The organism is Marinovum sedimenti, from assembly GCF_054052205.1.
The window spans coordinates 3136428-3156370 of sequence record NZ_CM133223.1 but is presented as its reverse complement, the minus strand read 5'-3'; the positions used below and the strand labels follow the sequence as shown (position 1 = coordinate 3156370).

19 protein-coding genes are annotated in these 19943 nt (G+C 61.9%); 9 read left to right on the top strand and 10 right to left on the bottom strand.

Features of this window, described 5'->3' with window-relative positions:
- Positions 1 to 129 precede the first annotated feature (129 nt).
- From ACW9UO_RS15100 to ACW9UO_RS15090, 3 genes are all read left to right on the top strand, one after another.
- A complete protein-coding gene (locus tag ACW9UO_RS15100; RefSeq protein WP_457086595.1) occupies positions 130 to 2412 on the top strand; it encodes an NADP-dependent malic enzyme in 2283 nt (760 codons plus the stop codon).
- Between the two features lie 225 nt (positions 2413 to 2637).
- Complete coding sequence (gene prpE / locus ACW9UO_RS15095) at positions 2638 to 4527, top strand: propionate-CoA ligase PrpE (RefSeq protein WP_457086594.1); 1890 nt, start codon at positions 2638 to 2640, stop codon at positions 4525 to 4527.
- A 438-nt stretch (positions 4528 to 4965) separates the two neighbouring features.
- Positions 4966 to 5655 carry a Crp/Fnr family transcriptional regulator gene (locus ACW9UO_RS15090; protein WP_457086593.1) on the top strand — a complete coding sequence of 230 codons (690 nt, stop codon included), beginning with the start codon at positions 4966 to 4968 and terminating at the stop codon, positions 5653 to 5655.
- 2 nt (positions 5656 to 5657) lie between these two features.
- Here the strand turns inward: ACW9UO_RS15090 and ACW9UO_RS15085 are convergent, their stop codons facing one another.
- The gene (locus ACW9UO_RS15085) at positions 5658 to 6419 is read right to left on the bottom strand and encodes an NAD kinase (RefSeq protein ID WP_457086592.1); all 762 of its coding nucleotides are present in this window, start codon (positions 6417 to 6419) and stop codon (positions 5658 to 5660) included.
- A gap of 178 nt (positions 6420 to 6597) precedes the next feature.
- Between ACW9UO_RS15085 and glyA the strand changes: the two genes are divergently transcribed.
- Positions 6598 to 7893 (top strand): serine hydroxymethyltransferase, encoded by a 1296-nt coding sequence (gene glyA / locus ACW9UO_RS15080; protein ID WP_457086591.1) that lies wholly within the window; start codon positions 6598 to 6600, stop codon positions 7891 to 7893.
- 136 nt (positions 7894 to 8029) lie between these two features.
- The gene (locus tag ACW9UO_RS15075) at positions 8030 to 8188 is read left to right on the top strand and encodes a hypothetical protein (protein WP_457086590.1); all 159 of its coding nucleotides are present in this window, start codon (positions 8030 to 8032) and stop codon (positions 8186 to 8188) included.
- A gap of 10 nt (positions 8189 to 8198) precedes the next feature.
- On the opposite strand, the gene ACW9UO_RS15070 is transcribed toward ACW9UO_RS15075, so the two are convergent.
- Complete coding sequence (locus ACW9UO_RS15070; protein WP_457086589.1) at positions 8199 to 8651, bottom strand: hypothetical protein; 453 nt, start codon at positions 8649 to 8651, stop codon at positions 8199 to 8201.
- Between the two features lie 42 nt (positions 8652 to 8693).
- On the opposite strand from ACW9UO_RS15070, the gene ACW9UO_RS15065 reads away from it, so the two are divergent.
- Entirely contained in the window at positions 8694 to 9449 is a 756-nt protein-coding gene (locus ACW9UO_RS15065) for an alpha/beta fold hydrolase (RefSeq protein ID WP_457086588.1), read from the top strand.
- A 37-nt stretch (positions 9450 to 9486) separates the two neighbouring features.
- Here ACW9UO_RS15065 and ACW9UO_RS15060 read toward each other — a convergent pair whose 3' ends face one another.
- The 4 genes from ACW9UO_RS15060 to ACW9UO_RS15045 all read right to left on the bottom strand — a co-directional run bounded on the left by ACW9UO_RS15060 (position 9487) and on the right by ACW9UO_RS15045 (position 12310).
- A complete protein-coding gene (locus ACW9UO_RS15060) occupies positions 9487 to 10443 on the bottom strand; it encodes a LysR family transcriptional regulator (RefSeq protein ID WP_457086587.1) in 957 nt (318 codons plus the stop codon).
- A 122-nt stretch (positions 10444 to 10565) separates the two neighbouring features.
- A complete protein-coding gene (locus ACW9UO_RS15055; RefSeq protein WP_457086586.1) occupies positions 10566 to 10883 on the bottom strand; it encodes a hypothetical protein in 318 nt (105 codons plus the stop codon).
- A 120-nt stretch (positions 10884 to 11003) separates the two neighbouring features.
- A complete protein-coding gene (locus ACW9UO_RS15050) occupies positions 11004 to 11765 on the bottom strand; it encodes an EcsC family protein (protein WP_457086585.1) in 762 nt (253 codons plus the stop codon).
- A 74-nt stretch (positions 11766 to 11839) separates the two neighbouring features.
- A complete protein-coding gene (locus tag ACW9UO_RS15045) occupies positions 11840 to 12310 on the bottom strand; it encodes a GNAT family N-acetyltransferase (RefSeq protein WP_457088672.1) in 471 nt (156 codons plus the stop codon).
- 101 nt (positions 12311 to 12411) lie between these two features.
- Between ACW9UO_RS15045 and ACW9UO_RS15040 the strand changes: the two genes are divergently transcribed.
- Positions 12412 to 13017, top strand: coding sequence for a flavin reductase family protein (locus ACW9UO_RS15040; RefSeq protein WP_457086584.1), 606 nt, complete (start codon positions 12412 to 12414; stop codon positions 13015 to 13017).
- A gap of 553 nt (positions 13018 to 13570) precedes the next feature.
- On the opposite strand, the gene ACW9UO_RS15035 is transcribed toward ACW9UO_RS15040, so the two are convergent.
- Positions 13571 to 14671, bottom strand: coding sequence for an anhydro-N-acetylmuramic acid kinase (locus tag ACW9UO_RS15035; RefSeq protein ID WP_457086583.1), 1101 nt, complete (start codon positions 14669 to 14671; stop codon positions 13571 to 13573).
- Positions 14672 to 14732: 61 nt separating this feature from the next.
- Here ACW9UO_RS15035 and tyrS point away from each other — a divergent pair, with 61 nt between their 5' ends.
- Positions 14733 to 16085, top strand: coding sequence for a tyrosine--tRNA ligase (gene tyrS / locus ACW9UO_RS15030; protein WP_457086582.1), 1353 nt, complete (start codon positions 14733 to 14735; stop codon positions 16083 to 16085).
- A gap of 82 nt (positions 16086 to 16167) precedes the next feature.
- Here tyrS and ACW9UO_RS15025 read toward each other — a convergent pair whose 3' ends face one another.
- Complete coding sequence (locus tag ACW9UO_RS15025; protein WP_457086581.1) at positions 16168 to 17802, bottom strand: SulP family inorganic anion transporter; 1635 nt, start codon at positions 17800 to 17802, stop codon at positions 16168 to 16170.
- 251 nt (positions 17803 to 18053) lie between these two features.
- On the opposite strand from ACW9UO_RS15025, the gene ACW9UO_RS15020 reads away from it, so the two are divergent.
- The gene (locus tag ACW9UO_RS15020; RefSeq protein WP_457086580.1) at positions 18054 to 18941 is read left to right on the top strand and encodes an S-methyl-5'-thioadenosine phosphorylase; all 888 of its coding nucleotides are present in this window, start codon (positions 18054 to 18056) and stop codon (positions 18939 to 18941) included.
- A gap of 37 nt (positions 18942 to 18978) precedes the next feature.
- Here the strand turns inward: ACW9UO_RS15020 and ACW9UO_RS15015 are convergent, their stop codons facing one another.
- Both ACW9UO_RS15015 and ACW9UO_RS15010 read right to left on the bottom strand, forming a co-directional pair.
- Positions 18979 to 19155, bottom strand: coding sequence for a hypothetical protein (locus tag ACW9UO_RS15015; protein ID WP_457086579.1), 177 nt, complete (start codon positions 19153 to 19155; stop codon positions 18979 to 18981).
- A gap of 143 nt (positions 19156 to 19298) precedes the next feature.
- Positions 19299 to 19943, bottom strand: coding sequence for a sulfotransferase family 2 domain-containing protein (locus ACW9UO_RS15010; protein ID WP_457086578.1), 645 nt, complete (start codon positions 19941 to 19943; stop codon positions 19299 to 19301).

The following is a 19943-nucleotide window of genomic DNA, read 5'->3' as shown; positions in this document are numbered from 1 at the left end:
GACAAGCCGGCGGGTTCGCGGATATGCTGGATTTACACGATTAGCCGATAACTGCTATCGGCGCGTGGGGGATATTCTCCGAAAATAATTTAGTTTAAGGCTAAACCAAATAATCGAGGGGTGGAGACAATGACCGACAGCAAGGCACAGGAAACGTTGCGCGAGGCAGCCCTTTTCTATCATGAATACCCCAAACCGGGGAAGCTGGAGGTCCGGGCGACCAAGCCGCTGGCCAATGGCCGCGACCTTGCGCGCGCCTATTCGCCCGGTGTGGCCGAGGCCTGTTTGGAGATCGTCAAGGACGCGACCAACGCCGCCCGATACACTGCGCGCGGCAATCTGGTGGCGGTGGTGTCGAACGGCACGGCGGTTTTGGGGCTTGGCAATATCGGCGCGCTGGCGTCGAAACCGGTGATGGAAGGCAAGGCGGTTCTGTTCAAGAAATTCGCCAATATCGACTGCTTTGACATCGAGGTGAACGAGACCGACCCCGAAAAACTGGCCGATATCGTCTGTGCGCTCGAGCCGACTTTTGGCGCGATCAACCTTGAAGATATTAAGGCCCCCGACTGCTTTGTCGTTGAAAAACTGTGCCGCGAGCGGATGAACATCCCGGTGTTTCACGACGACCAGCACGGTACGGCGATTGTTGTGGGTGCTGCGGCGACCAATGCGCTGCATGTGGCGGGCAAGAAATTTGAGGACATCAAGATTGTCAGCACCGGCGGCGGCGCGGCGGGGATTGCCTGCCTTAATATGCTGCTGAAACTGGGGGTGAAACGCGAGAATGTCTGGCTGTGCGACATCAAAGGCGTGGTCTATGAGGGCCGCACCGAAGAGATGACCGACCAGAAGGCGTGCTTTGCGCAGAAGACCGACAAGCGGACGCTCGACGAGGTGATTGACGGGGCCGATATGTTCCTGGGGCTGTCTGGGCCGGGCGTTTTGAAGCCGGAAATGGCGGCGAAAATGGCCGACAACCCGATCATTTTCGCGCTGGCCAATCCGACGCCGGAAATCATGCCCGAACTGGCGCGTGCGGTGCAGCCGGGGGCGATTATTGCCACCGGGCGCAGCGATTTTCCCAATCAGGTCAACAACGTGCTGTGTTTTCCGTTTATCTTTCGGGGGGCGCTGGATGTCGGCGCGACCGAGATCAACGACGAGATGCAGATCGCCTGTATCGAGGGGATTGCGGCTCTGGCGCGCGAGACCACCAGCGCCGAGGCGGCGGCGGCATATCAGGGCGAAGATCTGACGTTTGGGCCGGATTACCTTATCCCCAAGCCGTTTGATCCGCGCCTTTCCGCGGTGGTGTCGAGCGCTGTGGCCAAGGCCGCGATGGACACCGGCGTGGCGATGCGGCCGATCGAGGATATGCAGGCCTATCGCCATAAGCTGAACGCGAGCGTGTTCAAATCGGCGCTGTTGATGCGGCCAGTGTTTCAATCGGCGGCGACGGCGAGCCGCAGGATTGTCTTTGCCGAGGGCGAGGATGAACGGGTGTTGCGCGCGGCGCAGGCTGTGCTCGAAGAGACCACCGAAAAGCCGATCTTGATTGGCCGCCCCGAGGTGATTGACCAACGCTGCGAACGCCACGGGCTTAACATCCGGCAGGGGCGCGATTTTGAGATTGTGAACCCGGAAAATGATCCGCGGTACCGCGATTATTGGGGCACGTATCATGAGATTATGGCCCGGCGCGGGGTGACGCCGGATGTGGCGCGCGCGGTGATGCGGACCAATTCCACCGCGATTGGCGCGGTGATGGTGCACCGGGGTGAGGCCGACAGTATGATCTGCGGCACCATCGGAGAATATCGCTGGCATTTGAATTACGTTGAACAGATCCTTGGCAGCGAACGCCATGCGCCGCATGGCGCGCTGTCGATGATGATCCTGGAAGACGGGCCACTGTTTCTGGCCGATACGCATGTTTGGTCCCTGCCCTCGCCCGAGGAACTGGCCGAGGTGGCGATTGGCGCGGCGCGTCATGCAAGGCGCTTTGGCGTCGAGCCACGGGTTGCCTTTTGCTCGCAATCGCAGTTTGGCAACCAAAGCGAGGGGTCGGGCAAGCGGCTGCGGGCAGCGATCAAGCTGCTGGATGCGGCGGGCACCGACTTCCAATATGAGGGCGAGATGAACGTCGATGCGGCGCTTGACCCCGATCTGCGCGACCGCATTCTGCCCGGTGGGCGGCTGGAAGGCGCGGCGAATGTGCTGATCTTTGGCCATGCCGATGCGGCCTCGGGGGTGCGCAATATCCTTAAGATGAAGGCCGGCGGGCTGGAAGTTGGGCCGATCCTGATGGGCATGGGCAACCGGGCGCATGTGGTGACGCCGGGGATTACCGCGCGCGGGCTGCTGAATATGGCGGCGGTCGCGGGCACACCGGTGTCGAACTACGGCTGAGCCAGATGATTCTTTGCCGGGGCCACGCGCCCCGGCGAAAACTTTGCAAACCCTGCCGGGATTCACCGAAAACAAGCAAATTTTGCGGGGTTTGCAACAATTTGCAGTTTAGTTTTGTGAATTCTGCAAACGCATTGCGATAATCTGACGCTGATAGCGCCAAGCCGCTTGCCCCAAGCCCATCGGCTTTCGTATCCAAATTCCAACCTGCCGGAGGAGGATACCATGGCATACAAGGACGTCTACGACAGTTGGAAGACCGATCCCGAAGCCTTTTGGATGGAGGCGGCGCAGGCCGTTGACTGGGATGAGGCCCCATCGAAGGCGCTGTTTGACAAGGGCGACGGGCTTTATGAATGGTTCGCCGACGGCAAGATTAACACCTGCTGGAACGCGATTGACCGCCATGTCGCGGCGGGGCGCGGCGATCAGGTGGCGATCATTCATGACAGCCCGATCACCGGCACATTAACCAAGCTGACCTTTGCCGAGATGCAGACCCGCGTGGCGCGGCTGGCGGGGGCTTTGCGCAACAAGGGCATCGAAAAGGGCGACCGGGTGATCATCTATATGCCGATGGTGCCCGAGGCGCTGGAAGCGATGCTGGCCTGTGCCCGGTTGGGCGCGGTGCATTCGGTGGTGTTTGGCGGGTTTGCCGCCAATGAGCTGGCGGTGCGGATCGATGACGCCACGCCCAAGGCGATTATTGCGGCGTCTTGCGGGCTCGAGCCGGGGCGCGTGGTGAAATACAAACCGCTGGTGGACGGGGCGATTGAGATTGCCAGCCACAAGCCCGACTTCTGTGTAATCTTCCAGCGAGAACAAGAGGTTGCCAGCCTTGTTGCAGGCCGCGATTTCGACTGGAACGACGTGCAGGAGAGCGTGGAACCGGCGGAGTGTGTGCCGGTTGAGGGCAATCACCCGGCCTATGTGCTGTATACATCCGGCACCACCGGCGCGCCCAAGGGCGTGGTGCGCCACACCGGCGGCCATCTGGTTGCGCTGAATTGGACGATGAAAAACGTCTATAATGTCGACCCCGGCGATGTGTTTTGGGCGGCGTCGGATGTCGGCTGGGTCGTTGGGCACAGCTATATTTGTTACGGGCCGCTGATCCACGGCAACACCACGATTGTGTTTGAGGGCAAGCCGGTGGGCACGCCGGATGCGGGCACATTTTGGCGGGTTATTCAGGATCATGGGGTCAAAAGTTTCTTCACCGCGCCGACCGCGTTTCGGGCGGTGAAACGTGAAGATCCGAAGGGCGAACTGATCAAGGATTACGATCTGTCGGCGCTTAAGGCGGTGTATCTGGCGGGTGAGAGGGCCGATCCCGACACCATCACCTGGGCGCAGGAAAAGCTTGGCGTGCCGGTGATCGACCATTGGTGGCAGACCGAAACCGGCTATGCCATCGCCGCCAACCCGCTCGGGATCGAGGAATTGCCGGTCAAGCTTGGCTCGCCGTCGGTGGTGATGCCGGGCTATGACGTGCAGATTCTCGACGAAGGCGGGCGCGAAATGCCGCGTGGGGAGCTGGGGGCGATTGCCGTCAAACTGCCGCTGCCGCCGGGGACCTTGCCCACGCTTTGGAACGCCGAGGATCGGTTTCGCAAAAGCTATTTGACAACGTTCCCAGGTTATTACGAGACTGGCGACGCCGGGATGATCGACGAGGACGGATACCTTTACATCATGGCGCGCACCGATGACGTGATCAACGTGGCCGGGCACCGCCTGTCGACTGGCGGCATGGAAGAGGTGCTGGCGAGCCACCCGGATGTGGCCGAATGCGCGGTGATCGGGGTAACGGATCAGCTTAAGGGGCAGCTTCCGGTGGGGTTCTTGTGCCTGAACGCGGGTGCTGGGCGCGACACGTCGGAGGTGGTGGCCGAGGTGGTCAAACTGGTGCGCGACAAGATCGGGCCGGTGGCGGCGTTCAAGCTGGCGCTGGTGGTGGACCGTCTGCCCAAGACACGCTCGGGCAAGATTTTGCGGGCGACCATGGTTAAGATTGCCGACAGCGAAAGCTATAAAATGCCGGCAACCATCGATGATCCGGCGGTTCTGGACGAAATCCAGACAGCGCTGCAAACCATTGGTTACGCTAAATAAAGCCACCAAAAAGATCAGCCGCCCGGTGCGAACCGGGCGGCTACGATCTTTGCAGACCTGCGTTGGCATCGTGATCTCACCTTGGACTGCGCTAATGCGCGCGGCGAGATCACAGTGCTAGCGGTCGCGTGGATAGGCAAACGTCACTCACTCGTTCACCCGCCACACGACCAATCCGAACGTGGCAATAATACCCACACCCGGAAGGGGTGCGCATCCATCAGACCCGAGAGGAAAAAGGTTTTGATATCTATTGTGAGACACCGGCCCCGACGAACGCAAGACACTGGTACTCTGGTTTCCACTTGAAACTCTGTGATGCCGGTCACATTCCAAGTCGGTAATTCGACGCCGAAGCTATTTTGTTGTCGGGCCGTTGGGTGTACCCTTGAACCGAGACGGGCTTTTATCGCCCAAAGCAGCCCCCGGCCTGACCCTATGACATTGAAATTCCGTGATATTGCCCGGCGTGACAGCCTAATTCTAGGCGCTCTGAGCCCCCAGGAACGCACCGCTCTTTTGGCGGTGTCCAAGCCCTGTCACTTTCAGGGCGGCAAGGTGATTTTCGCCAAAGGCAGCGTGGGCGAGACGCTGATGCTGATCGAAACTGGCCGGGTCGAGATTTCGCTGACGTCGGCGGCGGGGAACCGGTCGATCGTGGCGCATTTGGGGCCGGGCGATTCGGTGGGCGAGATGGCGGTGCTGCTTGACAGTGACCGCACGGCGGACGCGATTGCCACCAATGATGTGACCGGGCGTATGCTGCACCGGACGCAGTTGCTTAGCTTTCTGACGCAGCACCCGAAGACAACGCTGGGGCTGATTGCCGATCTGTGCCGCAAGCTTCAGGCCACCACCGAGGCGCTGGCCGACCTGTCGATGGCCGATGGCGGCACGCGGTTGGCCAAGGTTTTGGTGGGTCTGTTTGATCGCTGGGGGATTGAGGAAACCGGCGGTTATCGGTTGACGCCGTCGGTGTCACAGTCGGATCTGGGCGATATGGCCGGGCTGACCCGCGAGACGGTGAACCGGCAGATCCGCAGCTGGGAGACCGAGGGCATGCTGCGCCGCGATGGGCGCGAGCTGATCCTGACGGACCCTGACAAGCTGGCCGAACGGGCGCAGTAATTTTAGACAAATTGTTCGCGGATCAGCCGTTCTTCCAGCCCATGGCCGGGATCGAACAGGATGCGGTGGGCGGTGGCGGGCTCGGATCGGATATCGACCTGCACCACGTTTTGCACCGCGCGCGCATCGGCTTCGGCCATGACCGGGCGTTTGTCGGGATCGAGCACTTCGAAGCGCACAACCGCCGTTTTCGGCAGTAACGCACCGCGCCAGCGGCGGGGGCGAAAGGCGGCCATCGCGGTCAGCGCCAGCACATCCGCGCCAATCGGAAGAATCGGGCCGTGGGCGGAAAAGTTGTAGGCGGTGGAGCCGGCGGGCGTGGCCAGCAGCGCGCCATCGCAAACCAGTTCCGGCATCCGCACGCGCCCATCGACCGAGATTCGCAGGCGAGCCGCTTGCGGCCCCGCGCGCAACAGCGAAACCTCGTTGATCGCCAGCGCGTGGTGCAGCGTGCCGTCGGTGCAGGTCGCGTCCATCGACAGCGGATTAATCACCTCTTCCACCGCCGCGTTAAGCCGTTCGATCAGCCCCTGATCGCTGTAGGCGTTCATCAGAAAGCCGACGGTGCCGCGATTCATGCCATAGACCGGCGCCGGGTTGGCCTCGGTCCGGTGCAGGGTCTGCAACATGAAACCATCGCCACCCAGAGCCACGATGATATCGGCCCCCTGCTCGTTATGATCGCCAAACCGCGCCGTCAAAGACGCCTTGGCGGACTGCGCTATCGGCGCATTGGAGGCACAAAAGGCGATTCTCAGCGTCATGGCAGGGTTCCTTTTTGGGCCGTCGCGTTTCCGAAACAACCACAAGTTCCCCGACAAGGCCAGCGGTGCCGCACGCGAACGGCTCTGTGTCGCTTTCCCGGCTTTCCGTTGCCCGCAGATTGCACTAGGAAACGCGCCAAGACCTGCTTGCCAAAATGCTTGCCCAAGGAGCCAGCCCATGACCGCATCCGTCAAAGAGTCCGGATTTTTCTCTCAGCCCCTCGCCGACCGTGACCCCGAACTGTTCGGCGCGATCACCGGCGAACTGGGCCGTCAGCGCGATGAGATCGAGCTGATCGCCTCTGAGAACATCGTATCGCGCGCGGTGCTTGAGGCGCAGGGCTCGGTGCTGACCAACAAATATGCCGAAGGCTATCCGGGGCGGCGCTATTATGGCGGCTGCGACTGGGTCGATGTGGCGGAAAACCTTGCCATCGACCGGGCGAAACAGCTGTTCGGCTGTGAGTTTGCCAATGTTCAGCCGAACTCCGGGTCGCAGGCCAACCAAGGTGTGTTTCAGGCGCTGATCCAGCCCGGCGACACCATCCTTGGCATGTCGCTCGATGCCGGTGGCCACCTGACCCACGGTGCCAAGCCCAACCAATCGGGCAAATGGTTCAACGCGGTGCAATACGGCGTGCGCAAAGAAGACAACATGCTGGATTACGAGCAGGTTGAAGCGCTGGCGAAAGAGCACCAGCCCAAGATGATCATCGCCGGTGGCTCTGCCATTCCGCGCCAGATCGACTTTGCCCGCATGCGCGAGATTGCCGATATGGTCGGTGCCTATCTGCACGTCGACATGGCGCATTTCGCCGGTCTGGTGGCAGCGGGCGAGCACCCCTCGCCCTTCCCGCATGCACATGTGGCCACCACCACAACGCATAAAACCCTGCGCGGCCCGCGCGGCGGCATGATCCTGACCAACGACGAGACCATCGCCAAAAAGGTCAACTCCGCCATTTTCCCAGGCATTCAGGGCGGCCCCCTGATGCATGTGATCGCCGGCAAAGCCGTGGCCTTTGGCGAGGCGCTGCGCCCCGAGTTCAAAACCTATGCGCAGCAAGTGATCAAGAACGCGCAGGCGCTTTCGGATCAGCTGATCAAAGGCGGGCTCGACACCGTGACCCACGGCACCGACACGCATGTGGTGCTGGTTGACCTGCGCCCCAAAAACGTGAAGGGCAATGCGACTGAAAAGGCGCTGGGCCGCGCCCATATCACCTGTAACAAAAACGGCGTGCCGTTTGATCCGGAAAAACCGACCATCACATCGGGCATTCGTCTGGGTTCGCCTGCGGGTACCACGCGCGGCTTTGGTGAGGATGAATTCCGCCAGATCGCGGATTGGATCATCGAAGTGGTCGACGGGCTGGCCGCCAACGGTGAAGAGGCCAACGCCGCAGTTGAAGCGAAGGTCAAGGCCGAGGTGGAAGCGCTGTGCAAACGCTTCCCGATCTATCCGGATCTCTGAAGCCTAGCCTCAGAGCGCTTAACAAAACGTGTACAAGGCCCGGAGATCTCCGGGCCTTTCGCATTTTATCTAGTTTTCATGCAACGGAATCGACTGTTCGTGCGTATCACTCTTGTACGATGCAACAGGAGACACCATGAAACGGCCCTATTACATCCCACCGATCATCACCGCCGGCTTTATTGCGCTGGGGTTTTTGGCCACCGCTGCCACCATCGGACAGGCCAATTCGACCGAGGTTGCCCAGGTCTGTGCCATGGAGATTTCAGCGTTGGAGGGCAGTTGCGCGCAGTGAAAACGCGCCGTTAAACAAAGCCTTGCCAGCGCATGACCATGACAAACGTCGCCGCGATGATCAGCAGTTTGAGCACGATTTCCCCGGCCAGCCGCAAACGCGCCGTTGTTCGCCGCTCATCGGGGTCGAGCGCGGTAAGATAGCGCGTGAGCCGCGCCTGCGCGGTATCGAGCGCCTTGCCGTCAATCTGGCGCGACAGTTTCGGGTGCGCGGCCATCTGGCTGGCCTGGACAAACCGCTGGGCATCCCGCCGGGCCCAACGCGGCAGTAACCGCCCTGCCCGCCTCAGTTTTTGCTCTAGCGTGACGCCGCCCACACGAAGCTGTTCGCCCATGAGCGTGGCCAAATCGGCTTTGCGAGTCTCGATATTTTTTGCGTCAATCACCGGTGTACCTCTGGGGTCGTCATAATCGGGCAGCGCCTTGGGGGCAAGATGGTGCATGTTCTCAAGCTTAATGTGCATTTCGCGGTTTCCCAGCCCGCGCCGCCGCGCTAACTCTGGGCTATGCTTAATCAAATTTCTCACGGCACCCCCGGCGGCACGCCGCTTGTCATCGTTCACGGGCTGTACGGCTCGGCGCGCAATTGGGGCGTGATCGCCAAGCGGCTGGCCGACAGCCGCCATGTTGTGACCGTCGATCAGCGCAATCACGGCGATAGCCCGTGGCGCGACGGCCACTCCTATCCCGAAATGGCCGCTGATCTGGCCGAGGTGATTGCCGGGCTTGGCGGGCGCGCCGATGTGGTGGGCCACTCGATGGGCGGCAAGGCGGCGATGGTGCTGGGGCTGCAACACCCTGAAATGGTGCGGAAATTGGTCGTCGGGGATATTGCGCCGGTGGGCTATTCCCACGATCAGACCCAGTATATCGAGGCGATGCAGGCGGTGGATCTGGGCCGGGTGAGCAAGCGCGCGGAGGCGGTGGAACAGCTTGCCAAACATGTTGACGATCCGGTGTTGCAAAGCTTTTTCACCCAGTCGTTGGACGTGGCGAACCAGCGTTGGAAGCTTAATCTTGCGGTGCTGAAGGCGGAAATGCCTAAAATTGTCGGCTTTCCTGAGGTTTCGGGGCAGTTCGAGGGGCCGGCGCTGTTTTTGTCGGGGGCGACGTCGGATTACGTGCTGCCCGAGCATCGCGGCGCCATTCGTGGGTATTTTCCGAAAGCGCGCTTTGCCAAATTGGCGGGGGCCGGGCATTGGCTTCATGCCGAGAAGCCGCGCGAATTCGAGGCTTCGGTGCGGGCGTTTCTAGACGCTTAAGCGCGCGGCTACTTTCAGTTTTTTCGAAACTGCGGGGTCATTCCTCGATCACGCGGAGCTGATCTTGGAGCCACGGCAGTTGGCTGTGTGCGGGGGCGATCATCAAATCCTGCACCAGCCGCCGCACGGTGCGGGCGATTTCAAGCGGGACCTGATCGGCCCAGTCGGGGCTGGCGAACAGCGAGATGGTGCGCGACAACGGCGCAAAGGGCAGCGGGTGCGCGACAAGCTCGCTGTGGATGCGCGCCGAGCGCATGTAGCCCAGCGGCGTGGTGATCGCCCAGCCCATGCCGCGCGCCACCAGTGTCATCAGCGACAGATGTGAACCGATCTCGAAACGGCCGGGAAACTCCAGCTTGAGGCGCGACAGTTGGGCCTCGATCTGACGCCCGATCATCTGTTCGGGATCATAGCGCAGCATCGGAAGTTGCTCGATCACCTCGTCGGCGGTGCCGTCGATGCCGCGCGGGGTGACGAGGATGAAGGGATCGCGCACCAGATGGTATTCCGTTACGTTTTCAATCACTTCCCCGGTTGATGCCGCGACGGCGATATGCAGGCGCTGTTCGCGCAGCGCGGTGCTGATTTCATGGCTCGGGGCTGAGATCAGCTTGAACCGGCAGCGCGTCAGGCTCTCGGCAAGGATTGTGGCAAGGCGGGGTGTCAGGTCATTGTCGAAGTCGTCGATCATGCCGAGATTGAGCGTCGAGAGATGCGCGAGGTCCATCACCGTCAGCTCGCTTTGCGCCAATCTGAGCTGCGCCAGTACGGTTTCGGTGCGCACGAGGAACGAGCGGCCAGCGGGGGTAAGCTGCATTGGGCGGCGGGCGTGATCGACCAAATCAGCACCAAGCGCGGTTTCGAGATTGCGCATTTGCTGGCTGACCGCAGGTTGGCTCAGCCCGGTGATGCGCGCCGCTTGGGCGACAGAGCCGCTCTGGGCCAGCGCCTCGAACACCTGCAATCCGCGCAATGTGACGCCTTTGGCCAGCATGATCCATCCTCTCGACAGTTTTGTCGTTTGTGAATGTATCAGCGGTTTTGATCAAGCCCGCAGGACAAACGCCCCGGCGGATGGCTGCATCGGCCGGAGCGTTTTAAATCGAGATTAGGGGCTTAGCGGCCGCGGCAGTTTTGTTCGGCACGCGAGCCGAAATCCTTGTAGCGCTTCCAGAAAGATTCGTGGCTGGCGCGGTCGGATTGGCGAATTTCCTGCGCCATATGCGGATCGCGGAAAAACTTGGCCGCCAAGCGTTGGTCAGAGCGCGACAACGCCGCGTCGGCCACGTTCTGGATACAGTTGCAGAGGCCGGAGTTCGCGGCCTTGCGCCCGCCGGTCATGCAGGCACGGCTGATCGGGCCTGCGGATGCGTAGCTTGCCAAAATCGGCGCCGTTGCGGCGGCGATGGCGATAGCAAAGATCACCTGTTTCATGGACTGCCCTCATGTGCGCGGCGCTCATTCACGTCCGGGCTGGCCCAGACTCGCCGTCGTTTCTATGGCGGCAGCTTGCCTCATTTCGCGGCAGATTTCAATTCACGGCGACGTTAACCTTCATACTTTGCGCGGCGGTTGCGCCAGTCTTTGGCGCAGGGCGTCGATCAGCACATCGCGCGGCAGGCTTTCGTCGATCGACAGCCGTTTGAGGCCGAAATGCACCTGCGCCATCTCTTGGTAATAGCTGGTGTAGGCGAAATTCGTTGCGGCGCCGGCGATTGCGCCGACCACCGGCACCGCTTGGGCGGCGAGTTTCTGGCCGAGGACTGTCGCAAGGCGCGGGGCGACCTTGGCGATCACGCCGTGGACCGTGGCACCGGTGAGGGTGACGCGCGAGGACAGGAAGGCCATGTTGGCGCCGTCGTCATGTTCAAGCGGGCCAGCGGAGGCAAAGACCTGCAGGCATTCGGCGCGAATCTCGGGGTCGTCGGGGTCAAAACCATGCTCGGCGGCAATGCCTTGGATCGCGCGCAACAGCACGGTTGTGGTCACCGGCAGCTCGGCCAGCGCCGAGGGCAAGCCGCCAAAGCCGCCCGCCGCCCCCATCGCCGTGGTCGCCGCGCGGTTAAGCCAGCCCGGCGCATCGCCCACCCGCGCGCGGCTTTGGCCAGCGGCGTCAAGTGCGATGCCGAGGGCGCGTTCGGTGGCGGCCTCAAGCCGCTGTTTGACTGCGTTGGGCAGCCGTTCCAGCAGGTTTTCCGCTTGGGTGCCCACGAGATTGAGCACTTGCAGCCCGACACCCCCGGCCTTGCGATAGCGCAGGGCGAGTGCGTCGAGTGTGACGTCAGCGGTTTGCGAGATCAGATCGGTTCCGGTCATGGCGTGCCTCATGTTGCCCAAATTTACATTGGGCTTTTGGGGCCAAAATCAAGGGCCAAAATCTAGAGCCGGGTTTAGGGTCCGGTCCAGCGAGAGACTTCACCGGTCACGCCAACCCATGCGTTTTCGATCAGGTCATGGCCCAGCACCCGGTCGGGGTTGGTGGGGGGCGGCATGATCACATCGTCAACCTTGTGAAAGCCGAAGCGGTTGTAATACGGCGCATCGCCCACCAGCAGCACCCGCGTCCAGCCCAGCTCGGCCCCGCGTGCCAATGCATCGCGGATCAGCGCCGCGCCCAGACCTTCGCCCTGACGGGTGGGGTGGACCGCGACCGGGCCAAGCAGCAGCGCATCCCAGTCGCCCACATGCACCGGCCAAAAGCGGATCGCGCCGCCGATGATGCCAAGATCATCTTCGGCCACCCGCGACAGGCCCGCAACGGGGGGCACATCCTCGCGCAGCCGATACGAGCTGAGCGCGGTGCGACCGGGGGCAAAGCAGAGGTCATAAAGCGCCTCAACTTCCCACCAGTCTTCGGGCATTTCCTTGCGCAGTCGGATCAAAGCGGCGGTCCTTGCCTCGGTTGGGGTGGAAACGCGGTTAGCACGGGGCTAGGTATGCCGTAAAGTCAAAGGAATACGCGATGTTCTATCGGCCCGAAGATGGTCACGGTTTGCCACATAACCCGTTCAACGCAGTTGTCACCCCCCGGCCGATTGGCTGGATCTCGACGCGGGGGGCGGATGGGCAGGACAATTTGGCCCCCTATTCGTTTTTCAATGCGGTGGCGTATGTGCCGCCACAGGTGATGTTTTCCTCGACCTCGGCGAAAGAGGATCGGGGCGATACCAAGGACAGCGTCGCCAATATCCGCGAAACCGGTGTGTTTTGTGTGAACGTGGTGGCGTATGAGCAGCGCGATGTGATGAACGTGAGTTCGGGGCCGTGGCCGCGCGAGGTGGATGAGTTTGGCAAGGCAGGGATTGCGCGCGCGGAGTGTGAGACGATTGCCTGTTCGCGGGTGGCGGACAGTCCGGCGTCACTGGAATGCCGGATGACGCAGATTGTAAAGCTGGAGGGGGCGTCGAATTTTCTGGTGCTTGGTGAGGTGGTTGGCGTGCATCTGCGCGATGATTGTGTGGTGGACGGGCAGTTTGACGTGACCCGGTTCAATCCGCTGACCCGGCTGGGGTATCGCGATTATTCAGTGATCCGCGAGGTGTTTTCGCTGAAACGTCCGGGGGAGTGAGGTTTGGCGCTGGTTAGCTGATCTAGGTGCAAGCCGTGGGATCGCCGAGCCGTGGGGTGGCGATGTGACGGGTGTTGGAGGCACTTTATGCCTGCCAAATCCGTAGAAGGTCGGACCGTGGCGCTGGCCTCACAATATCGCCTCCCCGTGGGGCGGGTCGGCGATGGCACGGCGGCCTGCGGCCTTGGCTCCGTGCTGTGAAATTTGATGCCGGTTTGTGGAAACGCCATGCGGACTCAAGGCCGCAGGCCGCCGCGTATCGCCGGGCCGCCCCCCGGCACGGCGATACGCGGCGGGGCTTCCTAATCTTGGTGCAAGCCGTGGGATCGCCGAACCGTGGGGTGGCGATCTGACGGGTGTTGGAGGCACTTTATGCCTGCCAAATCCGTAGGAAATCGGACCGTAACACCGTCCTCACCATATCGCCTCCCCGTGGGGCGGGTCGGCGATGGCACGGCGGCCTGCGGCCTTTACTCCGTGCTTTGAAATTTGATGCCGGTTTGTGGAAGTACCGCGGCCCAACGAGACGCGGCTTCGCATCGTTTCTCGCGTTTCAGGCCTCGCCCGGCCGCGAAATCTCGCCTCCGCCGACAAGGGCACGCACGCCGGTTGTGCTTGGCGATGAGGTTGGCAGGCCGCGCGCGACGCGCACCGCGAGATAGCCGAAAGCCTGCGCCTCGAGCATATCGCCATCAAGGCCCACGTCTTCGACCGGGGCAACCGGGCAGTCGAGCGACACGCCAAGCATCTGCATCATCACCGGATTATGCCGCCCGCCGCCGGTGACATAAAGCGCCTTGGGCGGAGTCGGGCAATGCTCCATCCCGCGCATCACCGCGCTGGCGGCCATCGCGCACATGGTGGCGGCGGCATCGGCATCGTCGAGTTCACGCACAAGATCGAGCATCAGGGAGAAATCGTTGCGATCCAGAGACTTCGGCGGGATCTTCAGGAAATAGCCTTCGTCGAGAAACAGCTCGAGCGCACCGTCAACCACTGCACCTTGCCGCGACAGCGCGCCGTTTTCGTCATAGGGCAGACCGCGGCGTTCCTGCATCAGGTCGTTCAGCGGCGCATTGGCCGGGCCGGTGTCGAACGCGAGCAAAGCGCCTTCGGCCTCGGGTCCGGGGCGCGTGGGATCGACCCAGGTGATATTGCCGACGCCGCCGAGATTGAGGAAAGCGATGGGGGCCGTGGCGCCGATCCACTTGGCGCAGGCGAAGTGAAAGAACGGGGCCAAGGGCGCGCCCTGCCCGCCCAATTGCACATCCGACGAGCGGAAATCCCAGACCACCGGCAGATCAAGCGCCTCGGACAGGGCTGCGCCATCGCCCAATTGATGGGTGCCGCGCCCGCCCGGCTCATGCGCGAGGGTCTGGCCGTGGAAGCCGACAAGATCGATGCCGTCGAAGCCGGACAGCGCCTCGGCGTGGGCGCGTTGCACCACCTCGGAGGCGGCCCCCAGATCCGCGCCGGGCCAAAGGCCAAGGGCGGCGCGCAGGGTCGCGCGCTCCGCATCGCAATAGGGGCGATAGCGGCTGTCGCCAAAGCGTTCGATTGTCACGCCATCGGTGCGGATCACTGCCGCATCCACCCCGTCGAGCGATGTGCCCGACATGGCCCCCAGCGCTGTCACCATGCCTGACTGCAACATGCCCTTTTCCTCTTGGTTCTTGGCCTTTATAGCCTTGCAGCGACCTTATCGGAGTGACCCCATGACCTACCATCCCAAATCGGACTTCATGCATGTCATGATCGAGCGCGGCTATCTGGCCGATTGCACCGATTATCAGGGGCTGGACGACGCCTTGTCCCAGGGCATGGTGACGGCCTATATCGGCTATGATGCCACGGCGAAATCGCTGCATGTCGGGCATTTGCTGAACATCATGATGCTGCGCTGGCTGCAAAAGACCGGCCATAAGCCGATCACCCTGATGGGCGGCGGCACCACCAAGGTGGGCGATCCGTCGTTCCGTTCGGATGAACGGCCCTTGCTGGGGCCGGAGCAGATTGACGCGAATATTGCCGGGATGCAGCAGGTGTTTGCCAAGTATCTCGACTATGGTGAGGGCGACGCGGCGCAGGATAATGCGGCTCTGATGCTGAACAATGCCGAGTGGCTCGACGGGCTGAACTACCTCGAATTCCTGCGCGACATCGGGCGGCACTTTTCCGTAAACCGGATGCTGGCGTTTGAATCGGTGAAGTCCCGGCTCGACCGCGAGCAATCGCTTTCGTTCCTCGAATTCAACTATATGATCCTGCAAGCCTATGATTTCCTTGAACTCAACCGCCGCTATGGCTGTGTGTTGCAGATGGGCGGATCGGATCAATGGGGCAACATCATCAACGGCATCGACCTGACGCGCCGGGTGCTGGATCATGAGATCTATGGGTTGACCTCGCCGCTTTTGACCACTTCGGATGGCCGCAAGATGGGCAAGAGCCAAGGCGGCGCGATGTGGCTGAATGCCGATATGCTGTCGCCCTATGAGTTCTGGCAGTTCTGGCGCAATTCAACCGATGCCGATGTGGGCCGGTTCCTCAAGCTTTATACCGAGATTGACGTGGCCGAATGCGACCGTCTTGGCGCGCTGGAGGGATCGGAGATCAACGAGGCCAAGATCGTGCTGGCCAATGCTGTCACGACCCTGTGCCACGGGGCTGATGCAGCGGCCAACGCTGAAGCCACGGCGCGGGAGGTGTTTGAAAAGGGCGGTGTTGGGGATGACCTGCCGACGCTGACACTGACGATGAGTGACTTCATTTGGATTGGAGCAAATGAAAGTTTCTTGCAGAGAATGTCGCTTACCGAGAGGAACCAATTTATTAGCTCTCTTTCAAGAGGACCCCACGAATTTCAAATCAGTGCAATTTCACTGTTTGTGAAATCGGGACTCGCAAAATCGAGCAAGGAAGCCAAGCGGCTGATTTCTGAGGGCGGTGCACGGATTGATGATGCGCAGCTGAGCGACAGCGGGCTGATGATTGATGCGGGCGCACTGGCCTCGCCGATCAAGCTGTCGGCGGGCAAGAAACGGCACGCTCTGGTGCAGCTGGGCTAAACGCAAATCGGGGGCGCGCGGCCCCCGATCTGTCAACAGATCGGCTCCGATCCATTGATGGATCGGGGCCTTTTTTGTGGGCTCAGTGCCCGCCGAGAATGCCGGTGCGCACGTTGTAATCGACCGCCAGTTCGTAATCGGGGTCATCGTCGCTGTCGACCATCAGGTGGCCGGCTTTGGTCAGCAACTGGTGGCAATCGCGGCTGAGGTGGCGCAGTTTGATCTGCTTGCCGGCGGCCTCATATTTGCCGGCAATGTTCTCGATCGCTTGCAGCGCGGATTGGTCGACCACCCGGCTTTCGGCAAAATCAACGATCACGGTTTCGGGGTCGCCGTCGACGTCGAACAGCTCGACAAAGCCATCGGAGGAGCCAAAGAACAGCGGGCCGCGGATTTCATACACCCGTGCGCCAAGGTCAGACACCGATTGGCGGGTGCGGGCGCTGATGCGGCGGGCGTTGTTCCAGGAATAGGCCAGCGCCGAGACGATCACGCCGACGACAACGGCCACCGCGAGGTCTTCGTAGACCGTCACAGCCGTCACCAGCAGGATGACGAACGCGTCCATTTTCGGGACTTTGCGCAGGATGGTGAGCGAGTTCCAGGCGAAGGTGCCGATCACCACCATGAACATCACACCGACCAGCGCGGCGAGCGGGATCAGCTCGATGATGGGCGAGGCGAAGAGGATGAAGATCAGCAGGAACAGCGCCGCCGCGATGGCCGCGACACGGGTGCGGCCGCCGGATTTGACGTTGATCATCGACTGGCCGATCATCGCGCAGCCGCCCATGCCGCCAAAGAAGCCGGTCACGGTGTTGGCCACACCTTGGGCGATACATTCCTGGCTGGCACCGCCGCGTTTGTTGGTGATTTCGCCAACAAGGTTGAGCGTCAGCAGGCTTTCGATCAGGCCGATGGCGGCAAGGATCACCGCGTAAGGCAGAATGATTTCAAGGGTTTCAAAGGTGAGCGGCACGGTCGGGATGTGGAACGCGGGCAAGCCGCCCTGGATCGAGGCCATATCGCCGACGCGGGGCACATCAATGCCAAAGGCGATGACGATGCCGGCGACAATGCCGATCCCGGCCAGCGGCGCGGGGATGAGCTTGGTGACCTTGGGCATGGCCCAGATGATCGCCATGGTCAGCGCGACCAGCCCCAGCATGGTGGCCAGTGGCAGCCCGGTCAGCCATTCGCCGCCGGTGGTGCCGTGGCCGGTGGCCTCGGCGGTGCCCGGCACCTTGAATTGGGTCATCTGGGCGAGGAAGATCACAATCGCCAGCCCGTTGACAAAGCCCAGCATCACCGGATGGGGCACGAGTCGGATGAACTTGCCCCACTGCATCGCCCCGGCAAAGATCTGGAGCAGACCCATCAGGACGACGGTGGCAAAGAGATACTCGACCCCGTGTTGCGCGACCAAAGCCACCATCACCACGGCCAGAGCGCCGGTTGCGCCCGAGATCATGCCGGGCCGTCCGCCGATCAGCGCGGTAATCAACCCGACGAGGAAGGCGGCATAGAGCCCGACCAGCGGGTGCACGCCCGCGACAAAGGCAAAGGCGACGGCTTCGGGCACAAGGGCCAGGGCCACGGTGAGGCCGGAGAGCAGTTCAATCCTTATCCGCCCGACAGACAGCCCCTCATCGGGCATCCAACGGAGGTCGGGCATGGCGGAGCCCTTGGCAAACGAGGCCAGCAAAGCGCGTTTCATCGAGCGGATCCTGAATTTTGATGTTTTTGGTGTTAGCGCTATAGAGCGCATCGCGCCAGATTGCCACCCCGGTGCCCCTATGTCGGGCCAGTTCGGGACGATTGGCCACGGGTTTGACGCGCGGTTTTGTCGGCGGGGGCCGATCCATCAATGGATCGGTGCTGATTTGTTGACAGATCGGGGCCTGCGTGACCTTGCGCCTGGGTCGTGCCGCTCTAAGGTTGGGCGCTGGAGCAGCAGCGGAGGCAGGGATGACAGAGACGATGATCGGGGTGATCGGCGGGTCGGGGATTTACGACATTGACGGGCTTGAAGGCGCACAGTGGGTCACGGTCGAGAGTACGTTTGGCACGCCGTCGGATCAGATTCTGACTGGCACGCTGGGCGGCGTAAAGATGGCGTTTCTGCCGCGTCACGGGCGCGGCCATGTGCATTCACCCACCACCGTGCCGTACCGCGCCAATATCGACGCGTTAAAGCGGCTGGGGGTGACGGATGTGATCTCGGTCTCGGCCTGTGGCTCGTTTCGCGAAGAGATGGCGCCGGGTGATTTTGTCATCGTCGATCAGTTCATTGACCGGACGTTCGCCCGCGAGAAAAGCTTTTTCGGCACCGGATGTGTGGCGCATGTGAGCGTGGCGCATCCGACCTGTGCCCGGCTCTCGGACGCCTGTGAAACCGCGGCGCGCGACGCGGGCATCAGCGTGCATCGCGGCGGCACGTACCTCGCGATGGAGGGGCCACAGTTTTCGACCTTGGCGGAATCCAAGATGTACCGCGAAAGCTGGGGCGCGGATGTGATTGGCATGACCAATATGCCCGAGGCCAAACTCGCGCGCGAGGCCGAGCTTTGTTACGCCTCGGTGGCGATGATCACCGATTACGACAGCTGGCATCCCGACCATGGCGAGGTGGATGTGACGCAGATTATCGCCACGCTGATGGGCAATGCCGATAAGGCGCGCGGGCTGGTGGCGCGGTTGCCTGCGCTTCTGGGGGCCGCGCGTGCCCCCTGCCCGCATGGCTGTGACCGGGCGTTGGACTATGCGATCCTAACCGCACCTGAGAAGCGAGACCCGGAGGTTGTGGCGCGGCTTGATGCGGTGGCGGGGCGGGTTTTGAACGCAGTGCCGGGCTGAAGCCCGGCCTACGGCAGAGGCCGGAGCGGGGGCGTGATCAGCCCTTCTTGCGCTTTTTCTTGGTGAACTTGCGGATAAACAGCCGGATTTCGCGCGCGGCGGTGGTGTCGAGTTCTTTGCACAGCGCCACAAATTCATCACGCTCGGATTTGTCGAGCCGCAGGATAAGCTGTGAATCCTTGTTGCCCGGTTTCTTCTCTGTCTTATCGGTCAATGCACAGATCCCGGCGCTGGTTTACGGCTCGTCATCGCAGTGGCGATGCAGGCGGATGCCACGTCGCTCTGCGTGTAAAGGAAAGAGGGGTTTGTTGACAACAGGCTTTGCTGCCGCGCGGCAATCTGGCGGGGCGGCGTAAGTCAGAAGGTATAGCCGAAGCGGGCGATGTCTTTGGCGCAGATCTCGGCGACAATCGCGGCGGTTTCGGTGTCATAATACCCGCGGTGATCGGCGCTGCGGTTCGACCGGTTGGCATGCGGCAAGTCGAGCGCAAAGCCAAGATGGGTTTCCAGCGGGGCAATATCTTCGGCCAGATGCTCGAGCCGGAGGAACAGCGCAGTGCGCTCGCGGCCCCGCGCGTCGGTGACATAGCGCGCGGCGGGGGTGGCGCGCAGGCTGTTCTGGACCGTGGCCTCGCGCAGGAAATCGGCAAAGCTCAGATGCTGGGCAAGACCCACGGCGGGGTGGTCAAAGCTTTGCGTGCGCAGCCAGTGGTAGTAGCTCACAACCCGGTCCCACGGGTTGCGCACGAGGGTGAAAATCTGGAAATCGTCAAGCTCAGCCCCGCTCACCACACCGTCGATATCCGCCAGCGTCGCATGTTTCCACAGCCGGCCCCGCGCCTCGAGGGTCTTTAACCGGTGCCGGCGTTTGACCGCCTTGGGCGTGTCGCCAATCAGGATGTCGTCGGCCTTGGCGCGCGCTTCAAGCGCCAGCGCCATCGCGGTGCCGCCGGTCTTGGGGATGTGGACAAAGATATAGCGCCGCCCGCGGGAAATGATCAT